Genomic DNA, 23385 nt, shown 5'->3' on the forward strand with positions numbered 1-23385 from the left:
TTAAAGGCAGTGTTTAATACGAGAGGGGCAAGGAGTCAAGGCATTCCGGGCCGGGGCCGGCTCAGTTGCCGGCGAGGGCGCCGGCGACGATCGCCGTGAGGTGGTCGTCGAACGCCTCCGGGCCGAGCAGGCCGGTCGGCGCGATGCCGTCCGGGCGCGGCGGGCTGTTGTGTCGGGCGGCGCGCGCCGCGCACAACATGCCGACCATCTGGGTGACCAGGAAGGCGCGGGCCTGGAGCGCGGTCGCGGGCAGATCGGGGCGGGCCGCGGCCACCGCGTCCACCACGTCCTGCACGTCCTCGCCGCCGAGCAGCGGGGTCACCGGCGAGGTCGCGTCGCGCAGCAGTTCCACCGAGATCTGGAGGTAGGCCCGGTCGGCCGGTGAGCCGTTCAGCAGCTCGGTGATCGGCAGCACGATCGCGCGGGCGAACCCGGACAGTCGCTCCGGCCGCTCGCGGGCCGCGGCAAGCAGCGCCTGGCGGCGGGCGTACACGACCGGCACGTGCTGCTCGACGATCGCCCGCAACAAACCCTCGCGTCCGCCGAAGTGGTAGTGGATCGCGCCGGCGTTGCGCTGCCCCGCCGCGCGGGTGATGTCCTGCAACGGCACGTCGAGACCGTGCCGCGCGAACAGGATCTCGGCGGCCTCGACGATGCGGCGCCTGGTGGGGCCGGAGTCACGGGGCATGGGCGCAGCATAGGGCCTGGTCGGGGCCTGGCCTCCGACCCGAATGGCGGCACTGTCAAGTGCCTGTTTGGCGAGGTTTCGATACGTTTTGAACCTAATGGGACCTTCGCCCCTGTCCGCGTACCTCGGTACGGGTGACCATGGATCGCGTTGGTCGTCGGCCCGTCCCCTCCTGTGCGACAACGAAAGGTCCCGATACATGCCTGCCCTGGCGCTTCCCGCTCGTCGAGCAGTTCCGGTGGCAGTGGGCCTCTACGTGGCGGTCCTGGTGAGTCGGGCGTTCGCCCCGGACTACCTGGACATGCACGCGGTGCTGATCGCGGTCCCGGCGGTGGTGGCGATGGCCTACCGCCCGTGGTTGACCGCGACGGCCGGGGCGGTGGCGCTGGCGACCCGGCTCCTGCTGAACCCGCACGCGTACGGCGGCGGCGGGGACAAGTCCACCACCGGCGTCTCGGCCGCCATCCTGATCGTGACGCTGTTCGGGTGCTGGGTCGGCTGGGAGCGGCGGCGCCAGGACGCCCGGCTGCATCGTGTGCAGTCGGTGGCGGAGGTGGCCCAGCGGGCGCTGCTGCGGCCGGTGCCCCGGACGATCGGCCGGTTCGGCTTCGCGGTGCGCTATCGGGCGGCGGCCGAGGAGGCATCGATCGGCGGCGATCTGTACGAGGTGCTGGAAACCCCGTACGGGGTGCGGGTGCTGCTCGGCGACGTGCGCGGCAAGGGGCTCGAGGCGGTCGACATGGCGGCCCGTACGCTCGGCGCGTTCCGCGAGGCGGCCTACGACGCGCCGACCCTGGCGGAGGTCGGTGCCCGGGTGGATCGCAGCCTGAACCGGCAACTGGGTACCGAGGACTTCGTGACCGCCGTGATGGTCGAGCTGTGTCCCGGCGAGGGCACGATGCAGGTGCTGGCGTGCGGCCATCCGTCGCCGCTGCTGGTGCGCGGCGGCACGGTGGGCGAGGTGATCGGCGAGGCGGGTCTGCCGCTGGGCATGGGCCTGTTGCCGGCGGCCACGGCGCGTGTGGTGGAGGCGGTCCCGTTCCGGCCGGGCGACGTGCTGCTGATGCATACGGACGGGGTGACGGAGGCCCGGGACACGTCCGGTGTGTTCTACCCGCTGGGCCGACATCTGGCGACCTACGCGCACAACGACGCCGCCGGGATGCTGGACGCGGTCGAGCAGGCCCTGATCGCCCACGTGGGCGGCAAGCTGGAGGACGACGCGGCGATGCTGGCGGTGACCCTGACCGGCCCGCTGCTGAAGGTGGTCAAGCCGGCCCGCGCCCTGGAGCCGACCCACCAGTCGGCGTAACCCGCGTGATCCGGTGCAGAGCGCCCAAAAAAGAAGAGACCCGCTCTCCTCGCCGAAGAGCGGGTCCCTATTCGCGGTCTCCGCAGGTCGAACCCTCATACGACCTGCTCGTTCGTGGGTCGAACCCTCATACGACCCACCATCCGCGGTCCGTGCCCCTGGCGCACCTCAGGGCAGAGCGCGCCAGGGGACGTTTTTGCTACCCGCGCAGCCCCGAGGCTTCGCGGGCGAGCTGTTCCACCCGGGACCAGTCGCGCGAGGCGACCGCGTCCGCGGGAAGCATCCAGGACCCGCCGACGCAGGCCACGTTGGGCAGCGCCAGGTAGGTCGGGGCCGAGGCCGGGGTGATTCCGCCCGTCGGGCAAAAGCGCACGTCCGGCACCGGCGAGGCCAGCGACTTCAGGAACGGCGCGCCGCCCGCGGCCTCGGCCGGGAAGAACTTCATCTCCCGGACCCCGCGTTCACGCAGCGCCAGCACCTCGGACACGGTCGACGTGCCGGGCAGGAAGGCAAGGCCGGTGTCGACCAGGGCCCCGTACAGGGTCTCGGTGCAGCCCGGCGTCACCAGGAAGCGTGCGCCGGCGTCGGCCGCCGCCTTCGCCTGGTCCGGCGTCAGGACCGTACCGGCGCCCACGAACGCGCCCTCGACCTCCGCCGCGATCCGCTCGATCGCGCCGAGTGCCGCCGGCGTGCGCAGGGTGACCTCGACGGCCGGCAGCCCGCCCGCCACCAGCGCGCGCGCCAGGGGTACGGCCGACTCCACGTCGTCCACGATCACCACCGGGATCACCGGTGCCAGGTCAAGAGCGGACGTGCTCACGCCGCCACCTCCACGGGTCGAGTGCTGCGCGCTTCCAGCCACGCGGACGCACCGCGCAGAGCCGGATGCGGGGCCACCACGAGCGCGGTGGAGATGCGGTGCAGGTACGGCGCCATCGTCGGGTTGGTCTCGAAGCCCATCCGGAACTCGCTCTCCAGCAGCATCTCGGTGATCCGGGGCAGGATGCCCCCGGCCAGGAAGACACCGCCGCGAGCGCCCATCGTCAGGGCCACCCCACCGGCGAACGTGCCGAGCAGTCGGCAGAAGGTCTCGACCGTCGCGACGCACACCTTGTCGGAGCCGTCGAGCGCGCGGGCCGAGATGTCGGCCGGGCTCAGCGCCTCGGCCACGACTCCGTGTACCGCCGCCGTGCAGCGGTGCAGTCGGCACAGTCCCGGGCCGGACAGCACGTGTTCGGCGGTCACCGTGCCCAGGCCGCCGCGCTCGTCGCGCAGCACCTCCAGGGCCGCGGCGTCGGGGCCGTGTGCCGGGCGCAGCAGCACGTGCCCGCCCTCGCCCGGCAGCGGCACCCAGCCGCCGCCCGGGATCGGCACCAGGCCGGCCACGCCGAGTCCGGTGCCGGGGCCGAGTACGGCCATCGGCAGCGTCGGGTCGGGGAGTCGGTCGCCGACCACGATCAGGTCCTCGCCCGCCAGGTGCGGCAGCGACAGGGCCAGCGCCTCGAAATCGTTGATCAGGTACAGGTCCGGCACGCCGAGCTTGACCCGGGTCTCCGCGATGGACAACACCCACGCGCCGTTGGTCAGCCGGAACCGGTCGCCGTGCACCGGGCCCGCGACCGCCGCGCAGATCGCGCTCGGCCGGGCCGCGCCGGAGCGGTCCAGGTAGTCCTCGATCGCCGCGGCCAGGTCCACGTGGTCCTCGCTGCGCAGCCCGAGCACGTGCTCGGGTCGGCCGCCGGGCTCGGTGAGCACGGCGAAGCGGGCGTTGGTGCCGCCGATGTCGGCGACCAGCCACGGGCGGTCGGGGGTCGGTGGGGCCACGGTCGGGTTCACGCGCTCGCTCCGTCGAAAGCCGCGGTCGCGACCGCGCCGAACACACCCGCGCCCAGGTCGGCGGGGCCCACCCCGGCGCGCAGCGCGGTGAACAACTCGCGCCCGGTGCCGACCCATTCCGCGTCGCTCGGGGCCGCGCCCTCGGGCTGCCGCCCGCTCAGGTCGGCCTCGGTGGTCAGCGTCCCCGCGACCGCGTCCACGGTCACGATGTCGCCGTTGCGGATCAGCGCTATCGGGCCGCCGACCGCCGCCTCGGGCGTGCAGTGGATCGCCGCCGGAATCTTGCCGGAAGCGCCGGAGAGCCGGCCGTCGGTGACCAGCGCCACATGGTGGCCCCGGTCCTGGAGCACGCCGAGCGCGGGGATCAGCTTGTGCAGCTCCGGCATGCCGTTGGCGCGCGGACCCTGGTAGCGCAGCACCGCGATCAGGTCGTGGTTCAACTCGTCGCGCTCGAACGCGGCCAGGAAGTCGGCCTGTCCGTCGAACACCCGCGCGGGCGCGCTCACCACGTGGTGCGACGGGTCGACCGCGGACACCTTGATCACCGCGCGACCGAGGTCGCCGTGCAACATCCGCAGTCCGCCATCGGGCGCGAACGGCTTGTCGTAGGGCCGCAGTACGTCCAGGTCCAGGCTCTCCGTCGGGCCGTCCACCCACACGATCGAGCCGTCCTCGGTGAGCTGCGGCTCGCGGCGGTAGCGGGCGAGCCCGTCGCCGGCCACGGTGCGCACGTCCTCGTTGAGCAGCCCGCCGTCGAGCAGCGTGCCGATCAGGAACGCGGTGCCGCCCGCGGCGTGGAAGTGGTTGATGTCCGCCGGACCGTTCGGGTACATCCGGGTCAGCAGCGGCACCGCCGTGGACAACTCGGCGAAGTCGTCCCAGGTGAGCGAGATCCCGGCGGCGGCGGCCATCGCGACCAGGTGCAGCGTGTGGTTGGTGGAGCCGCCGGTGGCGAGCAGCGCGACGACCGCGTTGACCCAGGCCTTCTCGTCCAGCACCTCGCCGATCGGCGTGTAGTCGCGGACCAGCGAGGTCGGGTCGCCGAGCGAGGTGGTGGCCGCGACCCGGCGGCCCGCCTCGTCGGTCAGCGCCTTGCGCAGCGGCTGGTCGGGGTGCACGAAGCTGGCGCCCGGCAGGTGCAGCCCGAGCACCTCCATCACCAGCTGGTTCGTGTTCGCGGTGCCGTAGAAGGTGCAGGTGCCGATGCCGTGGTAGGCGCCGGCCTCGGCGTCGAGCAGTTCCTCGCGGGAGACCTTGCCCTCGGCGAAGCGCTGCCGGACCCGGGCCTTCTCCTTGTTCGGCAGGCCCGAGGACATCGGACCGGCGGGCACGAAGATGGTCGGCAGATGTCCGAACGACAGCGCCCCGATCACCAGCCCGGGGACGATCTTGTCGCACACGCCGAGCATCAGCGCACCGTCGAACATGTCGTGCGCGAGCGCCACCGCGGCGGCCATCGCGACCACGTCGCGGCTGAACAGGGACAGCTCCATGCCCGCGCGGCCCTGGGTGATCCCGTCGCACATGGCGGGTACGCCGCCGGCGAACTGGGCCACGCCGCCGGCCGCGGCGACCGCGGCCTTGAGCTGCTCGGGGTAGGTCCGCAGCGGCTGGTGCGCGGAGAGCATGTCGTTGTAGGAGGAGACGATCGCGACGTTCGGCTTGACCGGGCCCTGCGGGCCGGTGCCGCGCAGGCCCAGCTTCTCGCTCGGCGAGCACGCGGCGAAGCCGTGGGCGAAGTTGGCGCAGCCGAGCTGACCGCGCGCGGGCTTCTCGGAGGCCGCCGCTCGGATCCGCTCCAGGTACGCGGAACGCGTGGCGGCACTGCGGCGCGCGATGCGCTCCGTCACTGCGGCCACCGTCGGGTGGATCCTCTGCTCGCTCACGATCTTCGTGCCCCTGCTGTCTTCGGCTGGCTCTGCCGGTTCGGGTACCAAACTAGGGGTACTTTTGCTTCTTGGCAAGCAAAAGAGTGACGCTCGGGTGTCGAAGTAGTGAACTTAGGGCTTTGACCGAGGGAAAGCCGCCCTGGTTCACTGGACGACATGGCCCGACGCGCGAATCCCATCCCGCACAGCAGTGCAGGCGAGGTACTTCGCCTGGTGCGTGAAGGTGATGCCGAGACCCGGGCGGACGTCGCCCGGCTCACCGGGCTGTCCCGATCCGCCGTGGCGGCCCGGATCGACGAACTGGTGGACGCCGGACTGCTCGCCGAACGCGCCGACGGGGTGTCCACCGGCGGCCGGCCCCCGATCCGCCTCGAACTCAACCCCGAGGGCGGCCTGGTACTGGCCGCCTCGCTCGGCAGCAGCCGAGGCCAACTCGCGGTCTGCGATCTGACCGGCCGGGTGTTGGCCAGCCGGGAGACCCGGATGGCCGCGCAGGGCGGCCCCGACGCGGTGCTCACCGGACTGCCGGACTGGATCGACACGATGCTCGCCGAGGAGGGCTTCGACCCGGCGCGCGTACGCGGGGTCGGGGTCGCCGTGCCCGGGCCGGTCGAGCTGGACACCGGGCGCGCCGCGGGTGCGCCGACGCTGCCGGGGTGGGACGGGGTGGCGATAGCGCCGACCCTGCAACGCCGGTTGCCGGTACCGGTGTACGTGGACAACGACGTGAACGTGATGGCGCTGGGCGAGTATCGGGCCCGGGCCGACGCGGGCGACCTGGTCTTCGTCAAGGCGTCCACGGGCATCGGCGCCGGGATAGTCGCCGACGGCAAGGTCTACCGGGGCGCGCTCGGCGCGGCGGGCGAGATCGGCCACATCCCGGTCGCCGGCGGTACCGGGGTGCGCTGCTGGTGCGGCAACGTGGACTGCCTCGAAGTCCTGGCCAGCGGGCGGCACTTGATCGAGACGCTGGCCGCCCACGGGGCACGCTTCCCGGACGGCCGCGAGGTCTCCAGCGTGCGCGACGTGGTGGCGCTCGCGGCGGCCGGTCAGCCCGAGGCGGTGCGGTTGGTGCGCGAGTCGGGGCGGATGCTCGGCGAGGTGCTGGCGAGCGTGGTCAACGTGCTGAATCCGGCGGTGGTCGTGCTGGGCGGAGACCTCGCCGACGCGGGTGATCCGCTGCTGGCCGGCGTACGCGAGGTGGTCTATCGGCGGTCCACGGCGGTGGCCACGCGCGAACTGCGCATCGTGCCGAGCGTGCTGGGCGAGGCCGCGGGCCTGACGGGCTGCGCGTTCATGGCCCTGGACCAGATCCTGTCCCCGGACTCGGTGGACACCACCCTCGCCCGCCTCGCCGGCGGCCGAGCCCTCCCCAGCGTGAACCGAGCCCTCCCGGCCTGAACCCGAGCCGGACCGCCTAGTCCCGCCCGGCCGCGCAGCGGTGGTGAACCGTAGCTCGGCGCGGTGGCTGTGCCACGTCCTGCGGGCCGCCACACTCCGGCGTACCGCCCCGCTCGCGGCGACCCAGACCCGCTCCTCGGCCGCGTAGCGGGGACGCGCACCGCCCCGCTCGCGGCGACCTCGACGCGCTCCTCGACCGCGGAGCGGACGCACACCACGGCGCAGCGCGGCGACCGATCCCCGCCGCGGAGCGGACGTGTACCCCAATGCGCCCCCGCTCGTCGCCACGACAGCGCGACCCCCTCGCCCCGCCCGGAACCACCCCCCAAACCGAACCCTCCGCGCGGGGAATGTTGAGCGAGCAACTACTGTTGAGGCGTGCAAGGACCGGGAAAGCCGGACCGTACTCGTCCCGAGGAGCAGGCCATGCCCGCCGTCACCGTTGCCAACCCGCTGGCTCTGCCGCGTCTGCCGGAGCCCGCACTCGACGCCCGTCCGCGCCCCGTACTCGCCGTCACCACCGCCCCGAGCGGCGTCGAGGGTGAGGGCTTCCCCGTGCGGCGCGCCTTCGCGGGCGTCAACCAGACCTACCTCGACCCGTTCATCATGATGGATCAGATGGGCGAGGTGGAGTACGCGCCGGGCGAGCCCAAGGGCACCCCGTGGCACCCGCACCGGGGCTTCGAGACGGTCACCTATCTCCTCGACGGCGAGTTCGTCCACCAGGACTCGGCCGGTGGCGGTGGCGTGATCACCGACGGCGACACCCAGTGGATGACCGCGGGCTCCGGTCTGCTGCACATCGAGGCGCCGCCGGAGGCGCTGGTGACCAGTGGCGGGCTCTTCCACGGCATCCAGCTGTGGGTCAACCTGCCGTCCGTGCAGAAGATGAGCGACCCGCGCTACCAGGACATCCGCGCGGGCGACGTCAAGCTGCTCGCCTCGGACGACGGCGGCGCCCTGGTCCGGCTGATCGCCGGCTCCGTCGGCGGCTTCGACGGTCCGGGTATCACGCACACCCCGATCACCCTGCTGCACGCCTCGGTCAACCCGGGCGCGCGACTTTCGCTGCCGTGGCGCAAGGACTACAACGCGCTGGTGTACGTCCTTTCCGGTTCCGGGACCGTCGGAACCGATCGGCGACCGATCGAAACCGGCCGGCTCGCGGTCCTGGGCGCCGGCGACACGATCGACCTCCAGGCGGACACCCGCCAGGATTCGAACAAGCCCAACCTCGAGGTGATCGTTCTCGGCGGGCAGCCGATCGGGGAGGAAGTGGCCTGGTATGGCCCGTTCGTGATGAACACACACGCGGAACTGGCGCAGGCGTTCGACGACTTCAAGGCCGGTCGCATGGGCCGGATCCCGGCGGACCGGATCTGACGACGTCTCAACAGTGGCCGAAGATCATCGGCGAGGGATCTGACACATCGTCAGAGCCCTTAGAGTGCAAGGGAATGCCTCAAAGGGGCGGGCGCGTGGGCTACGCAATGCAGCCGACCGGTCGCCCCTTGACGCTGTCCCGCCCACTGGCCACACTGAACAAGGTCAAATGGAACGTAACGGTTTGCCGCGCCGTGGGCGCGGCCTGTGGAAACAGGAGTGGAGCCGTCACCTCACCACCGTGAGCTCCGCCGCCGGGTCGCCGAGGCTCCGGTCGACGGGCGCGATGTGACACCGGACGAGAGGAGTCCGCGTATGTCCCGGCCCTCCCGGGTGGCACACGGCATCGGCGACGGTGACCGACGGCCGCCCCACGCCTCGTATTTCGCCGATCGACCGATCGGAACCGGTCCGTTCCCGCTCGGCTCGCCCACCGGCGCTTTCGCGACTCTTTCGTGGACCGCCGGCGCCGGGTCCCGGAGGCCCTGATGGCCGACGACTGGCGCAAGAAGTTCAAGGAACGCACGGTCAAGACCCGGGCCTCGTCCGCGAACTGGCTGGCACTGCGCATCGTGCACTCCAACGCGCTGACCATGCTCATCCTGGGCACCGCCGCGGTGTTCGCGGTCGTTCTGCATATCCGCGGCCGGGCACGAGACGGCGAGTTCTTCGCCATCGCGATCGCGGTGCCGTGGATACTGGCGGCATACCGGCACAGCCGGTCCTGCAAGCCGTGCCCACGTCAGTCGGGAGGTGGATAGGCGATGAGCGGCTACGAACCGCCACCGCCCCCCGAAGCACGCGGACTTCGGCTCGGCGACCTGCGGCGATGGCGCCACCTTTCGGATCCCGAGGACGAGGAACCGGCTTTCCCCGCGCCCCGGGACGAACCCGCGCGCGGATCCGCTCGCGCGTCGCGCAGCGCTCGACACGAGGACGAAGAGCCCTCCTGGCGGCGCGACTTGCGGGAGCGTCGGAAGCGCGAGCGGGACGCGGCGGCCGCGCCCGAGTCCCGGCGTACGACGGAGCGCAAGAGCGCTCCCGGCGCGCGCCCCGGGCGGGACGGTTCCGGCGAACGCCCCGACTCGGCCCGGTACTCGGAGAGCACGCGGGCGTATCCGGCCGAGCGTGGCACCGACCCCGCCGGCCCTTCCCCGCGCCCCACGGTGCGGCATGTGATGAAACCCCGCGACCCGGGGCGGAACAACGCTCCTGCGGCACCCGCGACTTCGGCTCCACCCACACGCAAGCCGCCGTGGCGCCGCACCGCCAAAGCGACCGCAACGGGCGCGGCGGGCGCGGCCGGGGCGCTCGGCGCCGGCGACGCGGCACCCGCCGCCGCGAGTGGTCCGGCGTCCGGCCTGGCCCGCTTCGTCCGCCGCGGCTCGGCGGCCGGGGACGAAGCCGGCGGATCGGCCGATTCCGGCACACAGGGCGGGACTTCGGACAAGCCCGGAGTGCCGCCGCCGTTCAACGGCGGCCCCGGCGGCATGATCGGACCCTCCCGGCCGTTCAGCGGTACCGACCTGGTCATGCTGGTTCCCACCGGCCTGGCCGCCTACTACGGCGCCGGTCTCCTGGTGAACTGCTCCCATGAGGCGGGTTTCATGGCGGCCTTCTGCCTGTGGCTGATGGCCGGCTTCTGGATCGTGATCATCAGCGCCAAATGGCCCCTGGTGCGACTCATGCGCTGGGCCTGGGTGTTGGCCGGCCTGATGGCCGGGGCGACCATCCCCATCGGTGGCGGGTGACGGTGCGTGCGACGTGAGTAGCTTACGAACCGTCATATCACGGGTACGCCAAGGCAAACAGGGACCGGCGGACGACCGCAGGACCGGAGGGGAATCATGCACATGTCGCTGAGCGCCGTGGCCGCTGCCGCGCCCGAACACATCGCCAACTTCCAGGCGGTGACGACCGAGACGAGCAGTGTCGGTCGTGGGGTGACCGTCGGGGTCCCGATCCTGATCATCTTCATCCTCTTCTACATGGTCACGCACAAGGGCTACAAACTCCTGGGCCTGATCCTGGCGTTCGTGGCCGGTGTGATGTTGTCGGGTACGCAGGTCGCGTCCTCGCTCTCCGAGCTGGTCGACCACTTCGTGACGGCCGGCGTCAACGCGGTCAGCGACACGTTCAGCTGAGTCGGATCCGGGCGACCCGCACCGGAATCGGGTCGCCCGGCCCGTCGCGTTACTCCCCCCGCACCGTGCCTGCGGTCGGCGGCTTGTCCCGCGCCGTTCGCGGGGCGGCCGATGTCATCCGGCGTACCGGGCCTGGACGAGCGCGGGGTAGCGGGCGGTGAACATCGCCGGGAGCACGAATCCGGCCGCCTGGGCGGCGACGGCCACCCCGCCGGCCAGGTCGTTCGCCTTGATCAGGTAGAGCGCGACCGCCGTGACGGTGAAGCTCGCGGCCCACACGCCTGCGATCACCACGTTGACCCGGTGGAACATCGGCAGGCCCCAGATCTCACGCGGGGTGGAGCGCCGGGCGATCACGAGGGTGAAGGGGTTGCCGACGGCGATCGAGCCCCAGGCGGTGAGGGCCAGCCAGGCGAACGAGGCCGCCCCGACATAGCGGTGGAAGCCGGAGTCCGGCACGGCGAACGCGACCGGGGTCAGCACCAGGAAGAAGACCGCCGTGCTGTAGGCGAGCAGGTCGACCCCGCGCCCCGCCCGGTGGTCCTGGGCGGCGATCAGCACGGTGGCGGCCAGCGCGGCGAGCGCGCCCCACTGCCAGTGCGTCGAGGGGATGACGGCGAAGACGATCCACGGAGCGAAGTTGCGGACGTAGTTCATGGGATTCCTCGGGGTTCCTCTGTTCGACACTCCGCTGCTGACAGGTCAAACTTTGACGTTCCAACTTCGACATGTCAATCCTGAGTGGTAAAGTTCGCGTCATGAGCCTCCGCCACGCACTCCTCGGACTCCTCGCGAATCGCTCGGCCAGCGGCTACGACCTGCTGAAGTCCTTCGAAACGTCGCTGGCCAACGCGTGGCCCGCGACCCAGAGCCAGGTCTACGGCGAGCTGGGCAAACTCTCCGCCGAGGGCCTGCTCGACGTGACCGCGGAGGGGCCGCGCGGCCGCAAGGAATACTCGATCACCGAGAGCGGCCGGGCCGAACTGCGCCACTGGCTGGTCGAGGTCGAGCCCGAGCGGGTCAGGCGCAGCAGCATGCTCCTGCGTGTCTTCTTCCTCGACACCCTCGCCCCGGCGGAGGCCCGGGCATACCTGGCCGCCCAGGCCGAGGTCGCGGCCGAGCGGAACGCGGGGCTGCGCGAGGTGGAGGCGAACGTGCCGTGGGACGACAGCCCGCTGTCGGTGTACGGCCGCGTCGCCTTGGAGTACGGCCTGCGCCTGTCGCAGATGCAGCGCGACTGGGCGGAGTGGGCGGCGGAACAGGTGGCGCCGCCCACGACGTGAGGGCGTGCGGTGGGTGTCTGCCGACGGACGGGCGCCTACCGATGGACCGCGGCCGAGTGGCGAACGGTCGACGCGCCGTCGCTCGCGGAATGCCGGGATCCCCCCGCCCCGTTACGCCTGCGACGGGTGCCCTGATCCTTCGCCATGGAGGTGGAAGCGGCCGCGACGATGCGGGCCGTGGTGCTGACCGGACCCGGGTCGGTGGAGAACCTGGTGCTGCGGGACCCGGCCATGCCCGAGGTGCGGCCGGGGTGGGTGCGGATCGCGGTGAAGGCGTTCGGGCTGAACCGTTCGGAGTTGCACACCCGGCCCGGACTGGCCGAAGGCGTGACGTTTCCCCGGGTGCCGGGGATCGAGGCGGTCGGGGTCGTGGACGCGCTGGATCCGGCCGACGCCGACGGCGGCCTCGTGGTCGGACGGCAGGTGGCCACCATGATGGGCAACATGGGGCGGACCTAAGACGGGGGCTATGCGCAGTACACGCTCGTACCCGTGGACCAGGTGATCGGGTTCGTGTCGGACCTGCCCTGGCACGTGATCGGCGCGGTTCCGGAGACGTTGCAGACGGCATACGGCTCGTCGACCACCGGGCTGGACCTGCGCGCCGGGCAGAGCCTGCTGATTCGCGGCGGGACCTCCTCCGTGGGCCTGGCCGCGGCGGCGCCGGCCAAGGGGATCGGCGCCACGGTGCTCGCGACCACGCGCCGCGCCGCGAACGTCGAGGTGCTGCGGGCCCAGGGGGTGGACCACGTCCTGGTCGACGACGGTGCCATCCCGCCGTACGCGCGCTGTATCCCGAAGGGGTCGACGCGGCATTGGAGTTGGTCGGGACACCGACCCTGCCGGACACCCTCGCCGCCACTCGGGTGCACGGGACGGTGTGCTTCACCGGGATGTTGTCCAACGAGTGGATCGTGCCCGACTTCTATCCGATCGGCTACCTCCCGAAGGGGGTTCGGCTGACCGCCTACGGCGGCGAGAGCGGCGATCTGCCGGCCGACGTATTGCAGCGCCACCTCGACGAGATCGCCGCCGGGTGGATCAGCCTCGGGCCGATCCACACGTACGCTCTCGGCGACATCCGCCGCGCGCACACCGACATGGAACTCGGCCGTACGGTGGGCAAACTCGTCGGGTTGACCGAGGGCTGATCGAGGGCAGGCCGAGCGCCGAGCCGGCCCCGGGGTCAGTCCGGGAGCACCGTCGGGGTCACCGCCGCCGGGTCCGGCGAGAAGCGGGCGGTCCTGGCGTCGCGTTCGTCGCCGAAGTGGTGGGTGAGGACGCCGTACAGGTCGGGGCGGCGGCCCTTGAGCCAGCGGCGGCCGGTGGACAGCGGGATCAGGGACAGGTCGACGTCCGCGGTGACCATCGTGTCCGCCGCGGCCCAGGTCTCGGCGAGGATGCGGCCGTACGGGTCGAGGATCATCGCGTTGCCGGTGCGGACCTCGTCGTCGTCGCGCCCCACCCCGTTGCTGAAGATCAGGGCCAGGCCGTTGTCGTGGGCCCGCGAGGGCAGCCAGCGCAGCAACCACCCCCGGCCGCTGTCGCCGCGAAACGCGGCCTCGACGGCGGCCGGGTCCCGGTGCCGGTTCTCCCACACGGCCGGCGGGATCGGCCGCATGCCGTGCGGACTGCGCGAGTCGGTACCGCCGGTCTGGTGCGGTGCCACCAGGATCGAGGCGCCGAGCAGGGCGGTGGCCCGCACGTTCTCGACGAGGTTGTTGTCCCAGCAGACGAGGATGCCGACCCGCACGCCCCACGGGGTGTCGAAGACGGTGTACCGGTCGCCGCTGGAGACGGCCTCGTGCTCGAACGCGTGCAGTTTGCGGTGGCGGTGCACCCGACCGTCGGGCAGGCACACCGCGTACGAGTTGAACAGCCGCCCGTCGACCTCGTCCCGCTCCAGGAAGCCCAGGCCGCCGGCCACGCCCAGCTCGACGGCCAGCTCGCGCACGCGGGTGACGGAGGGTCCGGTGACCGGCTCGGCGAGTTCGCGCAGCCGCTCGGCGGGGTGCCGACGCAGGTGCCAGTAGCCCAGGAGGGACATCTCGGGGACTACGACGAGCTGTACCCCGTCGGCGGCGGCGCGGCGGGTGAAGTGTTCGACGCGGGCCAGGTTGTACGCCTTGTCGTCCGGGCGCGGCTCGAACTGTACCGACGCGCAGCGCAGTTGCTCCGTCGACATCGACGACTCCTGTCCGTGGGGTGGCTGATGGTCGTTCCGACCTCCATCACAGCCGTACCTCGGCATTCCGGTCCAATGAAACTTCGGGGTACTTCGATAACCAAACGGAATGGATCGCCGCCTAGACTCCCGACATGGACATTCGGCTGCTGCGCGCGTTGGTCGCGGTGGCCGACTGTGGTGCCTTCGGGGTCGCGGCGCGGGGGTTGTCGATCACCCAACCCGCGCTGAGCAAGCAGATCCGCGCGCTGGAGGCGGAGGTCGGCGGCACCCTGTTCACCCGGGGGCGGCACGGTGCCGAGCCGACCCGGCTGGGCGCCACGCTGCTACCGGAGGCGCGCGAACTGGTGCGCCGGGCCGACCAGTTGACCCGGCGGGCCGGGCAGTTCCGGCGTGGGGAGGCGGGCAGCCTGGCGGTCGGGTTCGGGCTGTCCGGGATCGATCTCGCGCCGCAGGCCGTGGCGGCCTTCCGCCGGCGCTTTCCGGGGGTGGAGATCTCGTTGGAGGACATGTCCTCCGCGAGTCAGATCGAGGCGGTCCGCGGGGGCGACCTCGACGTGGGCTTCGTACGGCTGCCGGCGCCGGACGACCTGGCCCGGTTGGTGGTGCTGACCGACACGCTCGCGGTGGCGGCGCCCCGGGACGCGGATTCGCCGCCGACGGATCCGGTGGGGGTCGCCGCGTGGTTGCGGGGGCGCCCGGTGGTGCGGCTCACCCGGGCGAAGGGGCCGGGGCTGGTGCGGCAGATCGAGTTGTTCGAGCGAGAGTTCGATGCTCGGTCGGAGCCGGTTCAGGAGGCGTCCGACCTCCAGACGGTGTTGGCGCTGGTCGCGGCGGGGGTGGGGGTGGCGCTGGTGCCGGCGGGGGCGGCCGATATCGCGTCGTCGACGGTCGAGGTGACGGCGATCGAGGGCGGTGCTGCTTCGGGCGCGGTCTCGGATGTCGTTTCGGCCGCTGTCTCCTGGCGGATCGGCGCGGTCTGGGATCCGGCGCGGGGCACGCGGGTGCGGGACAACTTCCTCGCCGTCGTGCGCGATCTCGTCCGGCGGCGCGGGGCTACTTCGCGGCCAGCCGGTTCCGGGTCAGCTCCGGGGTGTCGGGGGAGCGGGACTCCACCGTCGCCCTGATGTCGGCGAGCGTCTGCGCGGCGAGTTCGCGGCGCCAGGCCAGGTCGGCGCGGGACATCGCCTGCGCGATGACGCACGCGGTGCGGTAGTCGGCCGTCGGGTCGGCGTCGGGGCCGTTGCGCAGGATCTGTTGGCAGCGGAAGGCCGCGTCGGGGCCCTCGATGGCGACGACCACGTCCATCAGGGTGATGTCCTTCAGGGCCTTGGCCAGCCGGAATCCGCCGCGTGGGCCGGAGGTCGAGGTGACGATGCCGGCGCGGGCGAGAGCTTGGAGCTGCTTGTTGAGGTAGGCGGCGGGCAGGCCGTAGAACGCGGCCAGCTTGGTCGCCGTCACCGCCGTGCCCGATTCGGCCCACGCCAGGTTCAGGCAGCTGTGCAGCGCCCACTCCACGCCTTCGCTCATCTGCATATGCTGGACGCTACCCATCCAGAATACCCGGGACAACCCCCGTTCCCTCGGATGGCTCCACCCGCGACGGTCACAGCGGCAGGCCGGCGAGTTGCATCAGCCGTTTCGCGCGGGCGAAGCCGTCGAGCGGAACGGGCGTGGTGCCGGTGCGGCAGTGGCGGCACAGATCGCCGGGGACGAGGTCGGGTCCGGGGCGCCCGCAGTCGGCGCACTCGACCAGGCGCGGGCGGCGCGACTGGGCCGGGATCACCGGAGCCGTCGATGGTGGCGGGGTACGGGTGAGGCGGAAGTGCAGCAGGCCGGTCTTGAGCTCGCGGCTCGGTGGCGGTAGGTCGTCGGTCAACTCCCGGAAGACCTCGTCGTCGGTGGCACCGGCCGTGAAGCGGGCCTGGACGAACGGCACGAGGGTACGCAACTCCCGGTCCTTGAAGGCCAATCGTTCGTCCACGTCGGCCAGCGAGCGGAGCAGTTCGAGGGCGCGTACGGCGGGATCCGGCTCGGGACCGGCCGTCGGCGCGGTGTTCGGCGCGGTGTCGGGCCCGGCCTTCGGGGCGGCCTTCGGGGCGGAGGGTGAACCTGCCTCGGGAGCGCCCCGGACCGCGCGCGGCCCGGACCACTCCGTGAGACGACCGAGCAGGCGCCCGGTCGCCGAATCCCTTAAGCGCTTGGCCACCGCGATACCGGCGTCGGTGAGTTCCTGGAGCACGCGGCGGGCGATGTGGGTGCCCACGCCGAGGAGTTCGCGGATGCTCTCGATGGAGATCGGCGTGCCGGGAGGCGCGGCCTCGTAGCGGATGGCGGCTTCGAACGCCCATCCGGAGAGACCGCCGAATCGGGCCAACACGGCGGCGGCGGGGTTCTCGACAGGAGCGGGGACATCAGTACGCTGGGAATTAGCCATGACGATGAGGGTCCTGCCTCTCGTTGAGTGGTCAGGCCCTCGCACCGGTGTTCGTTGCACCAGCGAGGGCCGAAATACGTTTTGGATGACTCACGCTTTGGACACGGAACAGCACACAGTGCTGCGGCAGTTGCCGTCAATCACCCACCCGAGTGACGTTCTCCCGGGTGGTTTTTCACCTAGGGCCGGCCGCCGCCCCTTCGGGGCGGCCGGCCTAGTGGGTCCTAGAGGGCGCGGTGTCCGCACAACGAAAAACCGCATCGACGGTCCCACCGGCACAAACGCCCAACTCGCCGAAATCGCCTCCCGTACAACCGGTTTCACGCACTTCGGACAGACCACGCGACGGACGGTGGTTCGGTACGTGTGAGGTCGGGCCGATGCTTGGTGGGATGGGCGAGCAGGTACGTGACCGGCTGGGAGTCCGGCTCGCGACCTGCCCGTCCGTCCACCCACTCCGTGGGTGCTCCGCGCCGCGCCGTCGGACCTCAGCGCGTCCAGCGCGGATCGGCGGCGATCGCCTCCAACTGATCGAGACTCAGTCCCGGTTCGGTGCGCGATGCCTTCGGTTGCCTGATGTCCCCTTCCATCACGATCCCCGGATAGTCGTCGTGGTCGATGACGACCAACCCCGGATGGGCGTTGTTGCCGGCGTTGAGCCGGACCGTGCGCCCGTCCGGGTGGCGTATCGCCGCCCGCCACTGGACGAACTCCGGAGGAGCATTGCCCACCGGCTGCCGGGCGGCGAAGGTCGTGGAGCCGTCGGGCAGGGTCTTGGTCCGACAATCGGCAATTCCCGCACAGGACTCCAGGGGCCCGGCGGTCATCCGGACGCTCGCGGAAAGGTTCGTCAGCCCCTTCCCGTCCCGGAGTACGACCGTCGCGTCTTGCCCCGATTCACCCTTGGCGGTGACGTCGGTACCGGCGGGAAGAACGCTTTGCAGGACGCTGAGCATCCGTCGATCCGGTGTCGGCAGGGCGTCGATCCCACGTACCCAGCGTGCGTCCGTCGCGATCCTGGTCAGCTGGTCGAGCGTCAATCGCGGATCCCGGCCGACGCCGACGCCGTCCGGGTTGTCACCGGTCCACTGGTCCCGCGCCCCGCCGCTGAAAGCGTCGAGCGAGACCCGACCGCCGTCGGGTCGGTCCAGGATCACCCGCCAGTGCCGTTGCCCGGGCGCGCCCGTGATGCCGTTGACGGTCTTGGCCACGCTCAGTTTCGATCCGTCGGGTTGCCGCCTGCTCGTGCACTCGTCGTAGGGCCTGCGCCCGTCGACGGCACCGCAGTCCGCGATGCGGCTCTCCGGGCTGTCGGGCGCGGGGCGGGCCAGCATCACCCGGACCCCGGTCGAGCCGCCCGAGTCGGTGTAGACGAGCTGTGCGAACGGATTCCGACTGATCAACGGCGGGTCCTGGGGCCTCAGTTGCGACCCGCCGCCGGAGACCTCGCTGATCTTCCCCTTGGCGGGCAGCAGGCTCTCCAAGACGGCGATCATCTGATCGCCCGTCACCGGCCCGGCCGAGGGCATCTCGCCGTCCGGCAGCGTGCGCCGTGAGGCCGCGGACGCATCGGTCTCCAGCGCCCGATCGAGGACGACCCCGACGCCCACCACGGTGACGGCCATCGCACACGCGGCGGCCCCGATCCGGATACGCCGCACCCGCCGAATCCGCTTGCCGCGTGCGACGCCGCGCGCGATCACCTCGGGGTCGTACGCCGGGAAGGTATCGACCACGGCATTCAGCGCCCCCGGCAGCGCCTGCTCGAAGTCGGGGTCGTGGTACTCAAAACCGGCAGAGGGCACGGTGAGATCACCGGTCCTTTCACTAGGAATGCGGAAGCATGCGGGGGTAGAACGGGGCGCCGGCGCCGCAGAGCCGCGCCGATGCGCGCTCAAGTGCGCCCTCGGCGTCGCGGGTGTCACCGGTGCCATCGGCGCTCACCGATATCAATCGAGACTCAACTGCGATCGAGGGCGAGATCCGGCAACTGATCGCCCAGCACCGTCCGCAGCCGATCGAGCGCCCGATGGGAGCGAACCCGTACCGCTCCCGCCGACAGATGCAACATCTCGGCGACCTGCTCCACCGAGCGGTCCTCCCAATAGCGCAGCACCAGCACCGCCCGATCCCCCGGAGCCAACTCGGCCAGGCCGTCGAGCAGGGTGAGCCGCAACTCGGGATCGCCCGTCGGGCGGGCCGCACGCTCCGGCACGTTGTCGGTGGCGCGCTCGGTGGAACTCTTGCGGCGCTGTTGTTCGAGGTAGGTGCGAACCAACGTGGTGTGCGCGTAGGCGAACGGCCACTCCATCCGGCCGATCCTGCGCCACTTCGGATAGAGCTTGCCGAGTGTCTCCTGAAGCAGGTCCTCGGCACCGTGCCAGTCACCAGAGGTAAGCAGACACGCGGTACGGAACAACCTGCGGCTGTGCGTGGCGGCGAACTCTCGGAAGTCCGCATCGCTTCCGCCGGCCATCGATGTCCCCCGTTCGTCGACGTCACCAGGGGAAATGGACCGGCCGGCAAAAACGTTACATCGCGCCCCGCGCGGCCCCGTGGAGTCCGGGAAGCCGGCCGGATGCCCGGATCCGGACAGCCCACAGCGCCCCGACGGACCGAAAGCCATGTCTCATCGGCGGCGCGTCGATCGGGCCGGCTAGGCCAGGTAGCGCTCGATCGTCTCGACCTTGGCCGTCAGCCCATCGACGACCCCTTCGCGGATGTCCGCCTTGAGCACCAGACTCACCCGATTCGAGTGCGCCTTGACCGCCTCGACGGCCTCCTTGACCACGGCCATCACCTCGTCCCACTCGCCCTCGATCGAGGTGAACATGGCATCGGTGCGATTCGGCAACCCACTGGCCCGCACCACCCGCACCGCAGCCGCCACCGCCTCCCCCACATCCTCACCAACACCCAACGGCGAAACCGAAAACGCAACGATCACAACAACACCCTCCACATCCCAACCCCGAACACCCCCAGCGTAGGACGCCCCACACGCCGCTCCCCAAACCCCAGCCACCCCCAAACCACCCACCCCAACCCCCAACCACCCCCAAACCACCCGCCCCAATCCCCAACCCGCGCCCGGGACCAACCCAGCCCACCCCGAGAGCCGGCCACAACGAGGCCCGGCGGCCACACCTCCGCCTCCGACAACCGGCGGCGGCACACCGGCCTTCGGCGATCAGCGGCCGTGTATCGAAGTTCGCCGGTTGGCCGCCGAGCCTTGGTCGCGGCGATCGGCGTCTGCGCCGTGACCTTCCACGGCCGGTGGCCGTGCCTTCACCGTCGACCGTTGGCGGCTGAGCCCTGGGCTCCGGCGACCGGCGGCCGAGCCCCGACCTGCGGCGATCGGCGGTCATGCCTTTGGTTTCGGCGACCGAGCCTCCGCCTTCGGCACCTGGCGGTCATGCCTTCGTCTTCTGCGGTCGGCGGCTGTGCTTGGCGTTCGACGGCTGGTGGCCCCTCGCTTTCGCAATCGGCGACCATGCCGCAGCCTTCGATGTCCGGCCGCGGAGCCCCAGCCCCCGGATGACCGGCCTCCGTGCCCTGGCTCGCGCGGCCGCCGGCGGCCCCGGCTCGGCTTCCGGCAAACGGAGCCAAGCCCTGACCTCCGACGACGCCGGCAGCTACGCCCCGGCCTCCGGGTCCCGATGAGCCCGGAGGACACCGTCCGACACCGGATCGGAGACCGGACCCGGGAACTCGTCACGGGCCCAGGCGGGAGCCCCGGCCGGTTCGTGCGCGACCGTGCCGGTGACGCGGCCTCCCGCCGCAGAACCGGCGCCCGTGCCTTGGCCTCGGGTGACAGGCAGCCCGAATCTCGGCTCCCGAGGCTGCCCCGCCCCCGCGATCCCACGGCCGAGATCGATGCCGCAGCCCCGAGCCGGCCCCGGCCCAGTGCCGACGCCGTCGCCGGAGACCCGGCACTCCACGCCCCGGCCCCACCGTGCGCCTACTCGACCCGAAAAGCCGCCCGCAGGGCGCGGCGGATGTCCTCCAGCGCCCGCCGCGAGACGTCCGCCGACGGGATCGCGTTGGAGCCATGAAACGTACCCGGCCGGTGATGCAACTCGACCGGAACACCCGCCCGAATCAACCTCACCGCATACTCGATCGCCTCATCGCGCAGCGGATCGAACTCGTTGGCCGTGATGTACGCGGGCGCCAAACCCGCCACATCCTCGGCCCGCGCCGGCGCCGCGTAGGCGCTCGCCTCCGCACCCGCCAGGTAGTACCGCCAACTCAACTCCGCCTGCGGACGACTCCACAACGGCGTCGCATCGAACTCCCGCATCGAGGGAGTGTCCAACCGATCATCCAAAACCGCCGTGTCCAACACCTGGTACACCAGCGCCGGCCCACCCTCGTCCCGCGCCCGCAGCGCCAACGCCGCGGCCAACCCGCCACCCGCGCTCACCCCGCCGACCGCGATCCGCCCCGCATCCGCCCCGATCGACGCCGCATGCTCCGCCACCCACCGAAGCACCGCCCACGCATCATCGAAGCCCGCCGGAAAGGGATCCTCGGGCGCAAGCCGATACTCCACATTCACCACCACGCAGCCCACCTCAAGGGCGGTCGCCACACAGCTGCCATCCGTACTGTCCATGTCCCCGAACACGAACCCACCACCGTGGAACCACACCAGCACCCCGAGCGCCCCACCCGCCCCGGCCGCCTCCACCGCAGCCGTCGGCGTATAGATCCGCACCGGCACACCCCCGGCCACCACCCGATCCTCGACCAGGAGCCCGTCCGGACGCTGCAAAGGCTGGGCCCGAGCCCGCTGCGCCGCCCGAAACGCCGCCGGCTCGGCGATGTCCACGGTCGGCAGATACGGGAGGACCGCGAGCAATTCGGGGTCTATGCGGTGATCCATGCCGCGGAAGCTAGCAGCGCCCGCCGCCAACTTCTATGACGCCCCGTCAGATCCCACCCGATCGAGGCGCAAGTCACTCGCCCGCCACCCCACCCGAGTCCCACCCCGCCCGGCCCCATCCCACCTGCGAAATCCGTTTCCACCCCACCCACCCGCGGCCGCACCATAACCCCATGAACGCCATCCCCACGACGACCCTCTGGCGGCCGACCGGACCGGCCGAGCTGGAGCTCGTACGCGAGTCCGGCTGGACCGCGTGGCCGGCCCGGCTGCCCGACCAGCCGATCTTCTACCCGGTCCTCAACGAGGACTACGCGATCAAAATCGCCCGAGACTGGAACGTCCCCGCCTCCGGCTCCGGCTACGTAACCCGCTTCCAGATCGAAACCGAGTACGTAATCCGCTACCCGGTCCGCCAGGCCGGCGGCAAATCCATCCTCGAACTCTGGGTCCCAGCCGAAGACCTCCAGGAATTCAACAAACACATAGTCGGCCGAATAGAACTGGTCCACGAGTTTCACTAGCCCAAGCTCCACCCACCCCGCCACCCGAGCGGCATCGGGTCGTAGGCCCCTCCAGGGCTGCCACCCACAGAACCCCAAAGACCTCGACCACGGACCACACCCGCGTGCCCTTCGGCATCGACCTCCGTCCGCCGGTCACCGCACTTCGACCGCACCGCGTAGACAGCAAATACCAAGAGACATCCAGAAATCTCCAACCGTTCCCACTCGCCAACCCACCTTCAACGGAAACGACCCACCCCTGCGAGCTGTTCGCGTCGGTGCCGACCACGAGCCGCAGTGGTGGCGGCGGCCCGTGGTCATCATTCGAGGTGCACTCCCCGCGCGTCCGGGCGGCCCAGGCGCCCATCACGCCTAGCGTGGGTCAGGAGACAATCCCGGCGAATCGCCGCCGGGATCCCGACCGACCCAGGGAGATCCGCTCACCATGACCGCCACCCTCCCCGAGCTCACCGGGGACTACGTCCTCGACCCCGCCCACACCCGGATCGGCTTCGTCGCCCGCCATGCCATGGTGACCAAGGTCCGCGGTTCGTTCAGCGATTTCGAGGGCACCGCCCACCTGGACGGCAGCGACCCGACCAAGTCCAGCGCACAGTTGGTCATCAAGGCCGAAAGCATCCACACCGGCGTCGAACAGCGCGACCAGCACCTGCGCACCAACGACTTTCTCGACATCCCCAACTTCCCCGACATCACCTTCCGGACCACTTCCATCGAGGCGAACTCCGACGCCGAGTACCGCGTCACCGGCGACCTCACCGTCAAGGACGTCACCCGCCCCCTGACCATCGACTTCGAGTACACGGGCAACGCGGTCGACCCCTACGGCAACCTCCGCGTCGGCCTGGAGGGATCCGTGACCATCTCCCGCAAGGAATTCGGCGTGAAATGGAACGCGGCCCTGGAAGGCGGCGGCGTCCTCGTAGGCGACAAGGTCGTCCTGGAGTTCGACATCTCCGCCATCAAGCAGCCCTGACCCGCCCTCCCAACCGACACACCCATCCGGCAGCGCCACAACACACAACACCGCCGGGACGACACGCCACCCGCACCCCGGGCCTGCACCCCGTCCCGGCCCAAAGCCCCACCCCACGCCTGATGCCGGCGAACCACACAACATCCACCGCCGAAGGACGCGGCCCGATGTAGCGGATCCGCAAACGACGAAGGCCCAGGTCACGGATCCTGTCCGTGACCTGGGCCTTCGCTACACGAGCGGGCGACGAGAATCGAACTCGCGTTCTAAGCTTGGGAAGCGCCGTTCCCTCGGCATACGGGAATGCCCTGTGACCAGCCAGTGTCCCGGCTGGCACCCACGGCTCGATTGACTGCCAATACCCCGTGACGACCGGGAGTCTCCGCCTGTTCTGGCACGCATCTGGCACGACAATCCGCTCTGAACGCAAGTCTGT

Annotated in this window: 25 protein-coding genes; 12 read left to right on the forward strand and 13 right to left on the reverse strand. The window is 71.2% G+C overall.

The window, feature by feature from the left end:
- Positions 1-61: 61 nt before the first annotated feature.
- Positions 62-688 (reverse strand): TetR/AcrR family transcriptional regulator, encoded by a 627-nt coding sequence (locus tag ACWGR4_RS15525; protein ID WP_452131577.1) that lies wholly within the window; start codon positions 686-688, stop codon positions 62-64.
- Positions 689-926: 238 nt separating this feature from the next.
- On the opposite strand from ACWGR4_RS15525, the gene ACWGR4_RS15530 reads away from it, so the two are divergent.
- Positions 927-2000: a PP2C family protein-serine/threonine phosphatase gene (locus ACWGR4_RS15530; protein WP_452131578.1), complete on the forward strand. Its 1074-nt coding sequence runs from the start codon at positions 927-929 to the stop codon at positions 1998-2000.
- A gap of 199 nt (positions 2001-2199) precedes the next feature.
- Here the strand turns inward: ACWGR4_RS15530 and eda are convergent, their stop codons facing one another.
- The 3 genes from eda to edd are packed head-to-tail and all read right to left on the reverse strand — an operon-like array spanning position 2200 to position 5722.
- Complete coding sequence (eda, locus tag ACWGR4_RS15535) at positions 2200-2820, reverse strand: bifunctional 4-hydroxy-2-oxoglutarate aldolase/2-dehydro-3-deoxy-phosphogluconate aldolase (protein ID WP_380003382.1); 621 nt, start codon at positions 2818-2820, stop codon at positions 2200-2202.
- Positions 2817-3836, reverse strand: coding sequence for a glucokinase (gene glk, locus ACWGR4_RS15540; protein ID WP_380003383.1), 1020 nt, complete (start codon positions 3834-3836; stop codon positions 2817-2819). The genes eda and glk overlap by 4 nt, the downstream gene beginning before the upstream one ends.
- Positions 3833-5722, reverse strand: a complete 1890-nt coding sequence (gene edd / locus ACWGR4_RS15545) for a phosphogluconate dehydratase (RefSeq protein WP_452131579.1) — start codon at positions 5720-5722, stop codon at positions 3833-3835. Before edd ends, glk begins: the two co-directional genes overlap by 4 nt.
- A 216-nt stretch (positions 5723-5938) precedes the next feature.
- Here edd and ACWGR4_RS15550 point away from each other — a divergent pair, with 216 nt between their 5' ends.
- The 5 genes from ACWGR4_RS15550 to ACWGR4_RS15570 all read left to right on the forward strand — a co-directional run bounded on the left by ACWGR4_RS15550 (position 5939) and on the right by ACWGR4_RS15570 (position 10653).
- Entirely contained in the window at positions 5939-7126 is a 1188-nt protein-coding gene (locus ACWGR4_RS15550) for an ROK family protein (protein ID WP_380003384.1), read from the forward strand.
- Between the two features lie 426 nt (positions 7127-7552).
- Positions 7553-8509, forward strand: coding sequence for a pirin family protein (locus tag ACWGR4_RS15555; RefSeq protein WP_439675949.1), 957 nt, complete (start codon positions 7553-7555; stop codon positions 8507-8509).
- 488 nt (positions 8510-8997) lie between these two features.
- Positions 8998-9270 (forward strand): hypothetical protein, encoded by a 273-nt coding sequence (locus ACWGR4_RS15560; RefSeq protein ID WP_380003386.1) that lies wholly within the window; start codon positions 8998-9000, stop codon positions 9268-9270.
- A gap of 3 nt (positions 9271-9273) precedes the next feature.
- On the forward strand, positions 9274-10260 hold the full coding sequence (locus tag ACWGR4_RS15565; RefSeq protein WP_452131580.1) for a hypothetical protein: 987 nt from the start codon (positions 9274-9276) through the stop codon (positions 10258-10260).
- A 96-nt stretch (positions 10261-10356) separates the two neighbouring features.
- On the forward strand, positions 10357-10653 hold the full coding sequence (locus tag ACWGR4_RS15570; RefSeq protein WP_380003388.1) for a hypothetical protein: 297 nt from the start codon (positions 10357-10359) through the stop codon (positions 10651-10653).
- 114 nt (positions 10654-10767) lie between these two features.
- Here ACWGR4_RS15570 and ACWGR4_RS15575 read toward each other — a convergent pair whose 3' ends face one another.
- Positions 10768-11310, reverse strand: a complete 543-nt coding sequence (locus ACWGR4_RS15575; RefSeq protein WP_452131581.1) for a hypothetical protein — start codon at positions 11308-11310, stop codon at positions 10768-10770.
- Positions 11311-11411: 101 nt separating this feature from the next.
- Between ACWGR4_RS15575 and ACWGR4_RS15580 the strand changes: the two genes are divergently transcribed.
- Together ACWGR4_RS15580 and ACWGR4_RS15585 are read left to right on the forward strand one after the other, a co-directional pair.
- On the forward strand, positions 11412-11936 hold the full coding sequence (locus ACWGR4_RS15580; protein ID WP_380003390.1) for a PadR family transcriptional regulator: 525 nt from the start codon (positions 11412-11414) through the stop codon (positions 11934-11936).
- A 144-nt stretch (positions 11937-12080) separates the two neighbouring features.
- The gene (locus tag ACWGR4_RS15585) at positions 12081-12395 is read left to right on the forward strand and encodes an alcohol dehydrogenase catalytic domain-containing protein (RefSeq protein WP_452131582.1); all 315 of its coding nucleotides are present in this window, start codon (positions 12081-12083) and stop codon (positions 12393-12395) included.
- Between the two features lie 8 nt (positions 12396-12403).
- On the opposite strand, the gene ACWGR4_RS15590 is transcribed toward ACWGR4_RS15585, so the two are convergent.
- Positions 12404-12709: a hypothetical protein gene (locus ACWGR4_RS15590; protein ID WP_452131583.1), complete on the reverse strand. Its 306-nt coding sequence runs from the start codon at positions 12707-12709 to the stop codon at positions 12404-12406.
- A gap of 42 nt (positions 12710-12751) precedes the next feature.
- Between ACWGR4_RS15590 and ACWGR4_RS15595 the strand changes: the two genes are divergently transcribed.
- Positions 12752-13087, forward strand: a complete 336-nt coding sequence (locus ACWGR4_RS15595; RefSeq protein ID WP_452131584.1) for a zinc-binding dehydrogenase — start codon at positions 12752-12754, stop codon at positions 13085-13087.
- 35 nt (positions 13088-13122) lie between these two features.
- Here the strand turns inward: ACWGR4_RS15595 and ACWGR4_RS15600 are convergent, their stop codons facing one another.
- On the reverse strand, positions 13123-14121 hold the full coding sequence (locus ACWGR4_RS15600) for a nitrilase family protein (protein WP_452131585.1): 999 nt from the start codon (positions 14119-14121) through the stop codon (positions 13123-13125).
- Between the two features lie 134 nt (positions 14122-14255).
- Here ACWGR4_RS15600 and ACWGR4_RS15605 point away from each other — a divergent pair, with 134 nt between their 5' ends.
- Entirely contained in the window at positions 14256-15248 is a 993-nt protein-coding gene (locus ACWGR4_RS15605; RefSeq protein ID WP_452131586.1) for a LysR family transcriptional regulator, read from the forward strand.
- On the opposite strand, the gene ACWGR4_RS15610 is transcribed toward ACWGR4_RS15605, so the two are convergent.
- The 6 genes from ACWGR4_RS15610 to ACWGR4_RS15635 all read right to left on the reverse strand — a co-directional run bounded on the left by ACWGR4_RS15610 (position 15178) and on the right by ACWGR4_RS15635 (position 21446).
- Positions 15178-15651 carry an RrF2 family transcriptional regulator gene (locus tag ACWGR4_RS15610; protein ID WP_452131587.1) on the reverse strand — a complete coding sequence of 158 codons (474 nt, stop codon included), beginning with the start codon at positions 15649-15651 and terminating at the stop codon, positions 15178-15180. The two genes, ACWGR4_RS15605 and ACWGR4_RS15610, sit on opposite strands and share 71 nt — an antisense overlap.
- 76 nt (positions 15652-15727) lie before the next feature.
- Positions 15728-16558 carry a hypothetical protein gene (locus ACWGR4_RS15615; protein WP_452131588.1) on the reverse strand — a complete coding sequence of 277 codons (831 nt, stop codon included), beginning with the start codon at positions 16556-16558 and terminating at the stop codon, positions 15728-15730.
- Between the two features lie 488 nt (positions 16559-17046).
- Positions 17047-18363 carry a hypothetical protein gene (locus ACWGR4_RS15620; protein WP_452131589.1) on the reverse strand — a complete coding sequence of 439 codons (1317 nt, stop codon included), beginning with the start codon at positions 18361-18363 and terminating at the stop codon, positions 17047-17049.
- 155 nt (positions 18364-18518) lie between these two features.
- The gene (locus ACWGR4_RS15625; protein ID WP_452131590.1) at positions 18519-19034 is read right to left on the reverse strand and encodes a SigE family RNA polymerase sigma factor; all 516 of its coding nucleotides are present in this window, start codon (positions 19032-19034) and stop codon (positions 18519-18521) included.
- A gap of 180 nt (positions 19035-19214) precedes the next feature.
- Positions 19215-19505 (reverse strand): MTH1187 family thiamine-binding protein, encoded by a 291-nt coding sequence (locus tag ACWGR4_RS15630; RefSeq protein WP_078976209.1) that lies wholly within the window; start codon positions 19503-19505, stop codon positions 19215-19217.
- Positions 19506-20519: 1014 nt separating this feature from the next.
- Positions 20520-21446 (reverse strand): alpha/beta hydrolase, encoded by a 927-nt coding sequence (locus ACWGR4_RS15635; protein WP_452131591.1) that lies wholly within the window; start codon positions 21444-21446, stop codon positions 20520-20522.
- Between the two features lie 173 nt (positions 21447-21619).
- Between ACWGR4_RS15635 and ACWGR4_RS15640 the strand changes: the two genes are divergently transcribed.
- Both ACWGR4_RS15640 and ACWGR4_RS15645 read left to right on the forward strand, forming a co-directional pair.
- Positions 21620-21970 carry a hypothetical protein gene (locus ACWGR4_RS15640; RefSeq protein WP_452131592.1) on the forward strand — a complete coding sequence of 117 codons (351 nt, stop codon included), beginning with the start codon at positions 21620-21622 and terminating at the stop codon, positions 21968-21970.
- A 427-nt stretch (positions 21971-22397) separates the two neighbouring features.
- Positions 22398-22949, forward strand: a complete 552-nt coding sequence (locus ACWGR4_RS15645) for a YceI family protein (protein WP_452131593.1) — start codon at positions 22398-22400, stop codon at positions 22947-22949.
- The last annotated feature ends 436 nt before the right edge of the window (positions 22950-23385 follow it).

It is taken from the genome of Embleya sp. NPDC055664 (assembly GCF_053618075.1).

Coding starts and splice junctions, on each gene's coding strand:
- ACWGR4_RS15525 (WP_452131577.1), bottom strand. CDS start 688: ATGCCCCGTGACTCCGGCCCCACCAGGCGCCGCATCGTCGAGGCCGCC.
- ACWGR4_RS15555 (WP_439675949.1), top strand. CDS start 7,553: ATGCCCGCCGTCACCGTTGCCAACCCGCTGGCTCTGCCGCGTCTGCCG.
- ACWGR4_RS15560 (WP_380003386.1), top strand. CDS start 8,998: ATGGCCGACGACTGGCGCAAGAAGTTCAAGGAACGCACGGTCAAGACC.
- ACWGR4_RS15565 (WP_452131580.1), top strand. CDS start 9,274: ATGAGCGGCTACGAACCGCCACCGCCCCCCGAAGCACGCGGACTTCGG.
- ACWGR4_RS15570 (WP_380003388.1), top strand. CDS start 10,357: ATGCACATGTCGCTGAGCGCCGTGGCCGCTGCCGCGCCCGAACACATC.
- ACWGR4_RS15575 (WP_452131581.1), bottom strand. CDS start 11,310: ATGAACTACGTCCGCAACTTCGCTCCGTGGATCGTCTTCGCCGTCATC.
- ACWGR4_RS15580 (WP_380003390.1), top strand. CDS start 11,412: ATGAGCCTCCGCCACGCACTCCTCGGACTCCTCGCGAATCGCTCGGCC.
- ACWGR4_RS15585 (WP_452131582.1), top strand. CDS start 12,081: ATGGAGGTGGAAGCGGCCGCGACGATGCGGGCCGTGGTGCTGACCGGA.
- ACWGR4_RS15590 (WP_452131583.1), bottom strand. CDS start 12,709: ATGGCACCGTCGTCGACCAGGACGTGGTCCACCCCCTGGGCCCGCAGC.
- ACWGR4_RS15600 (WP_452131585.1), bottom strand. CDS start 14,121: ATGTCGACGGAGCAACTGCGCTGCGCGTCGGTACAGTTCGAGCCGCGC.
- ACWGR4_RS15605 (WP_452131586.1), top strand. CDS start 14,256: ATGGACATTCGGCTGCTGCGCGCGTTGGTCGCGGTGGCCGACTGTGGT.
- ACWGR4_RS15610 (WP_452131587.1), bottom strand. CDS start 15,651: ATGAGCGAAGGCGTGGAGTGGGCGCTGCACAGCTGCCTGAACCTGGCG.
- ACWGR4_RS15615 (WP_452131588.1), bottom strand. CDS start 16,558: ATGGCTAATTCCCAGCGTACTGATGTCCCCGCTCCTGTCGAGAACCCC.
- ACWGR4_RS15625 (WP_452131590.1), bottom strand. CDS start 19,034: ATGGCCGGCGGAAGCGATGCGGACTTCCGAGAGTTCGCCGCCACGCAC.
- ACWGR4_RS15635 (WP_452131591.1), bottom strand. CDS start 21,446: ATGGATCACCGCATAGACCCCGAATTGCTCGCGGTCCTCCCGTATCTG.
- ACWGR4_RS15640 (WP_452131592.1), top strand. CDS start 21,620: ATGAACGCCATCCCCACGACGACCCTCTGGCGGCCGACCGGACCGGCC.
- ACWGR4_RS15645 (WP_452131593.1), top strand. CDS start 22,398: ATGACCGCCACCCTCCCCGAGCTCACCGGGGACTACGTCCTCGACCCC.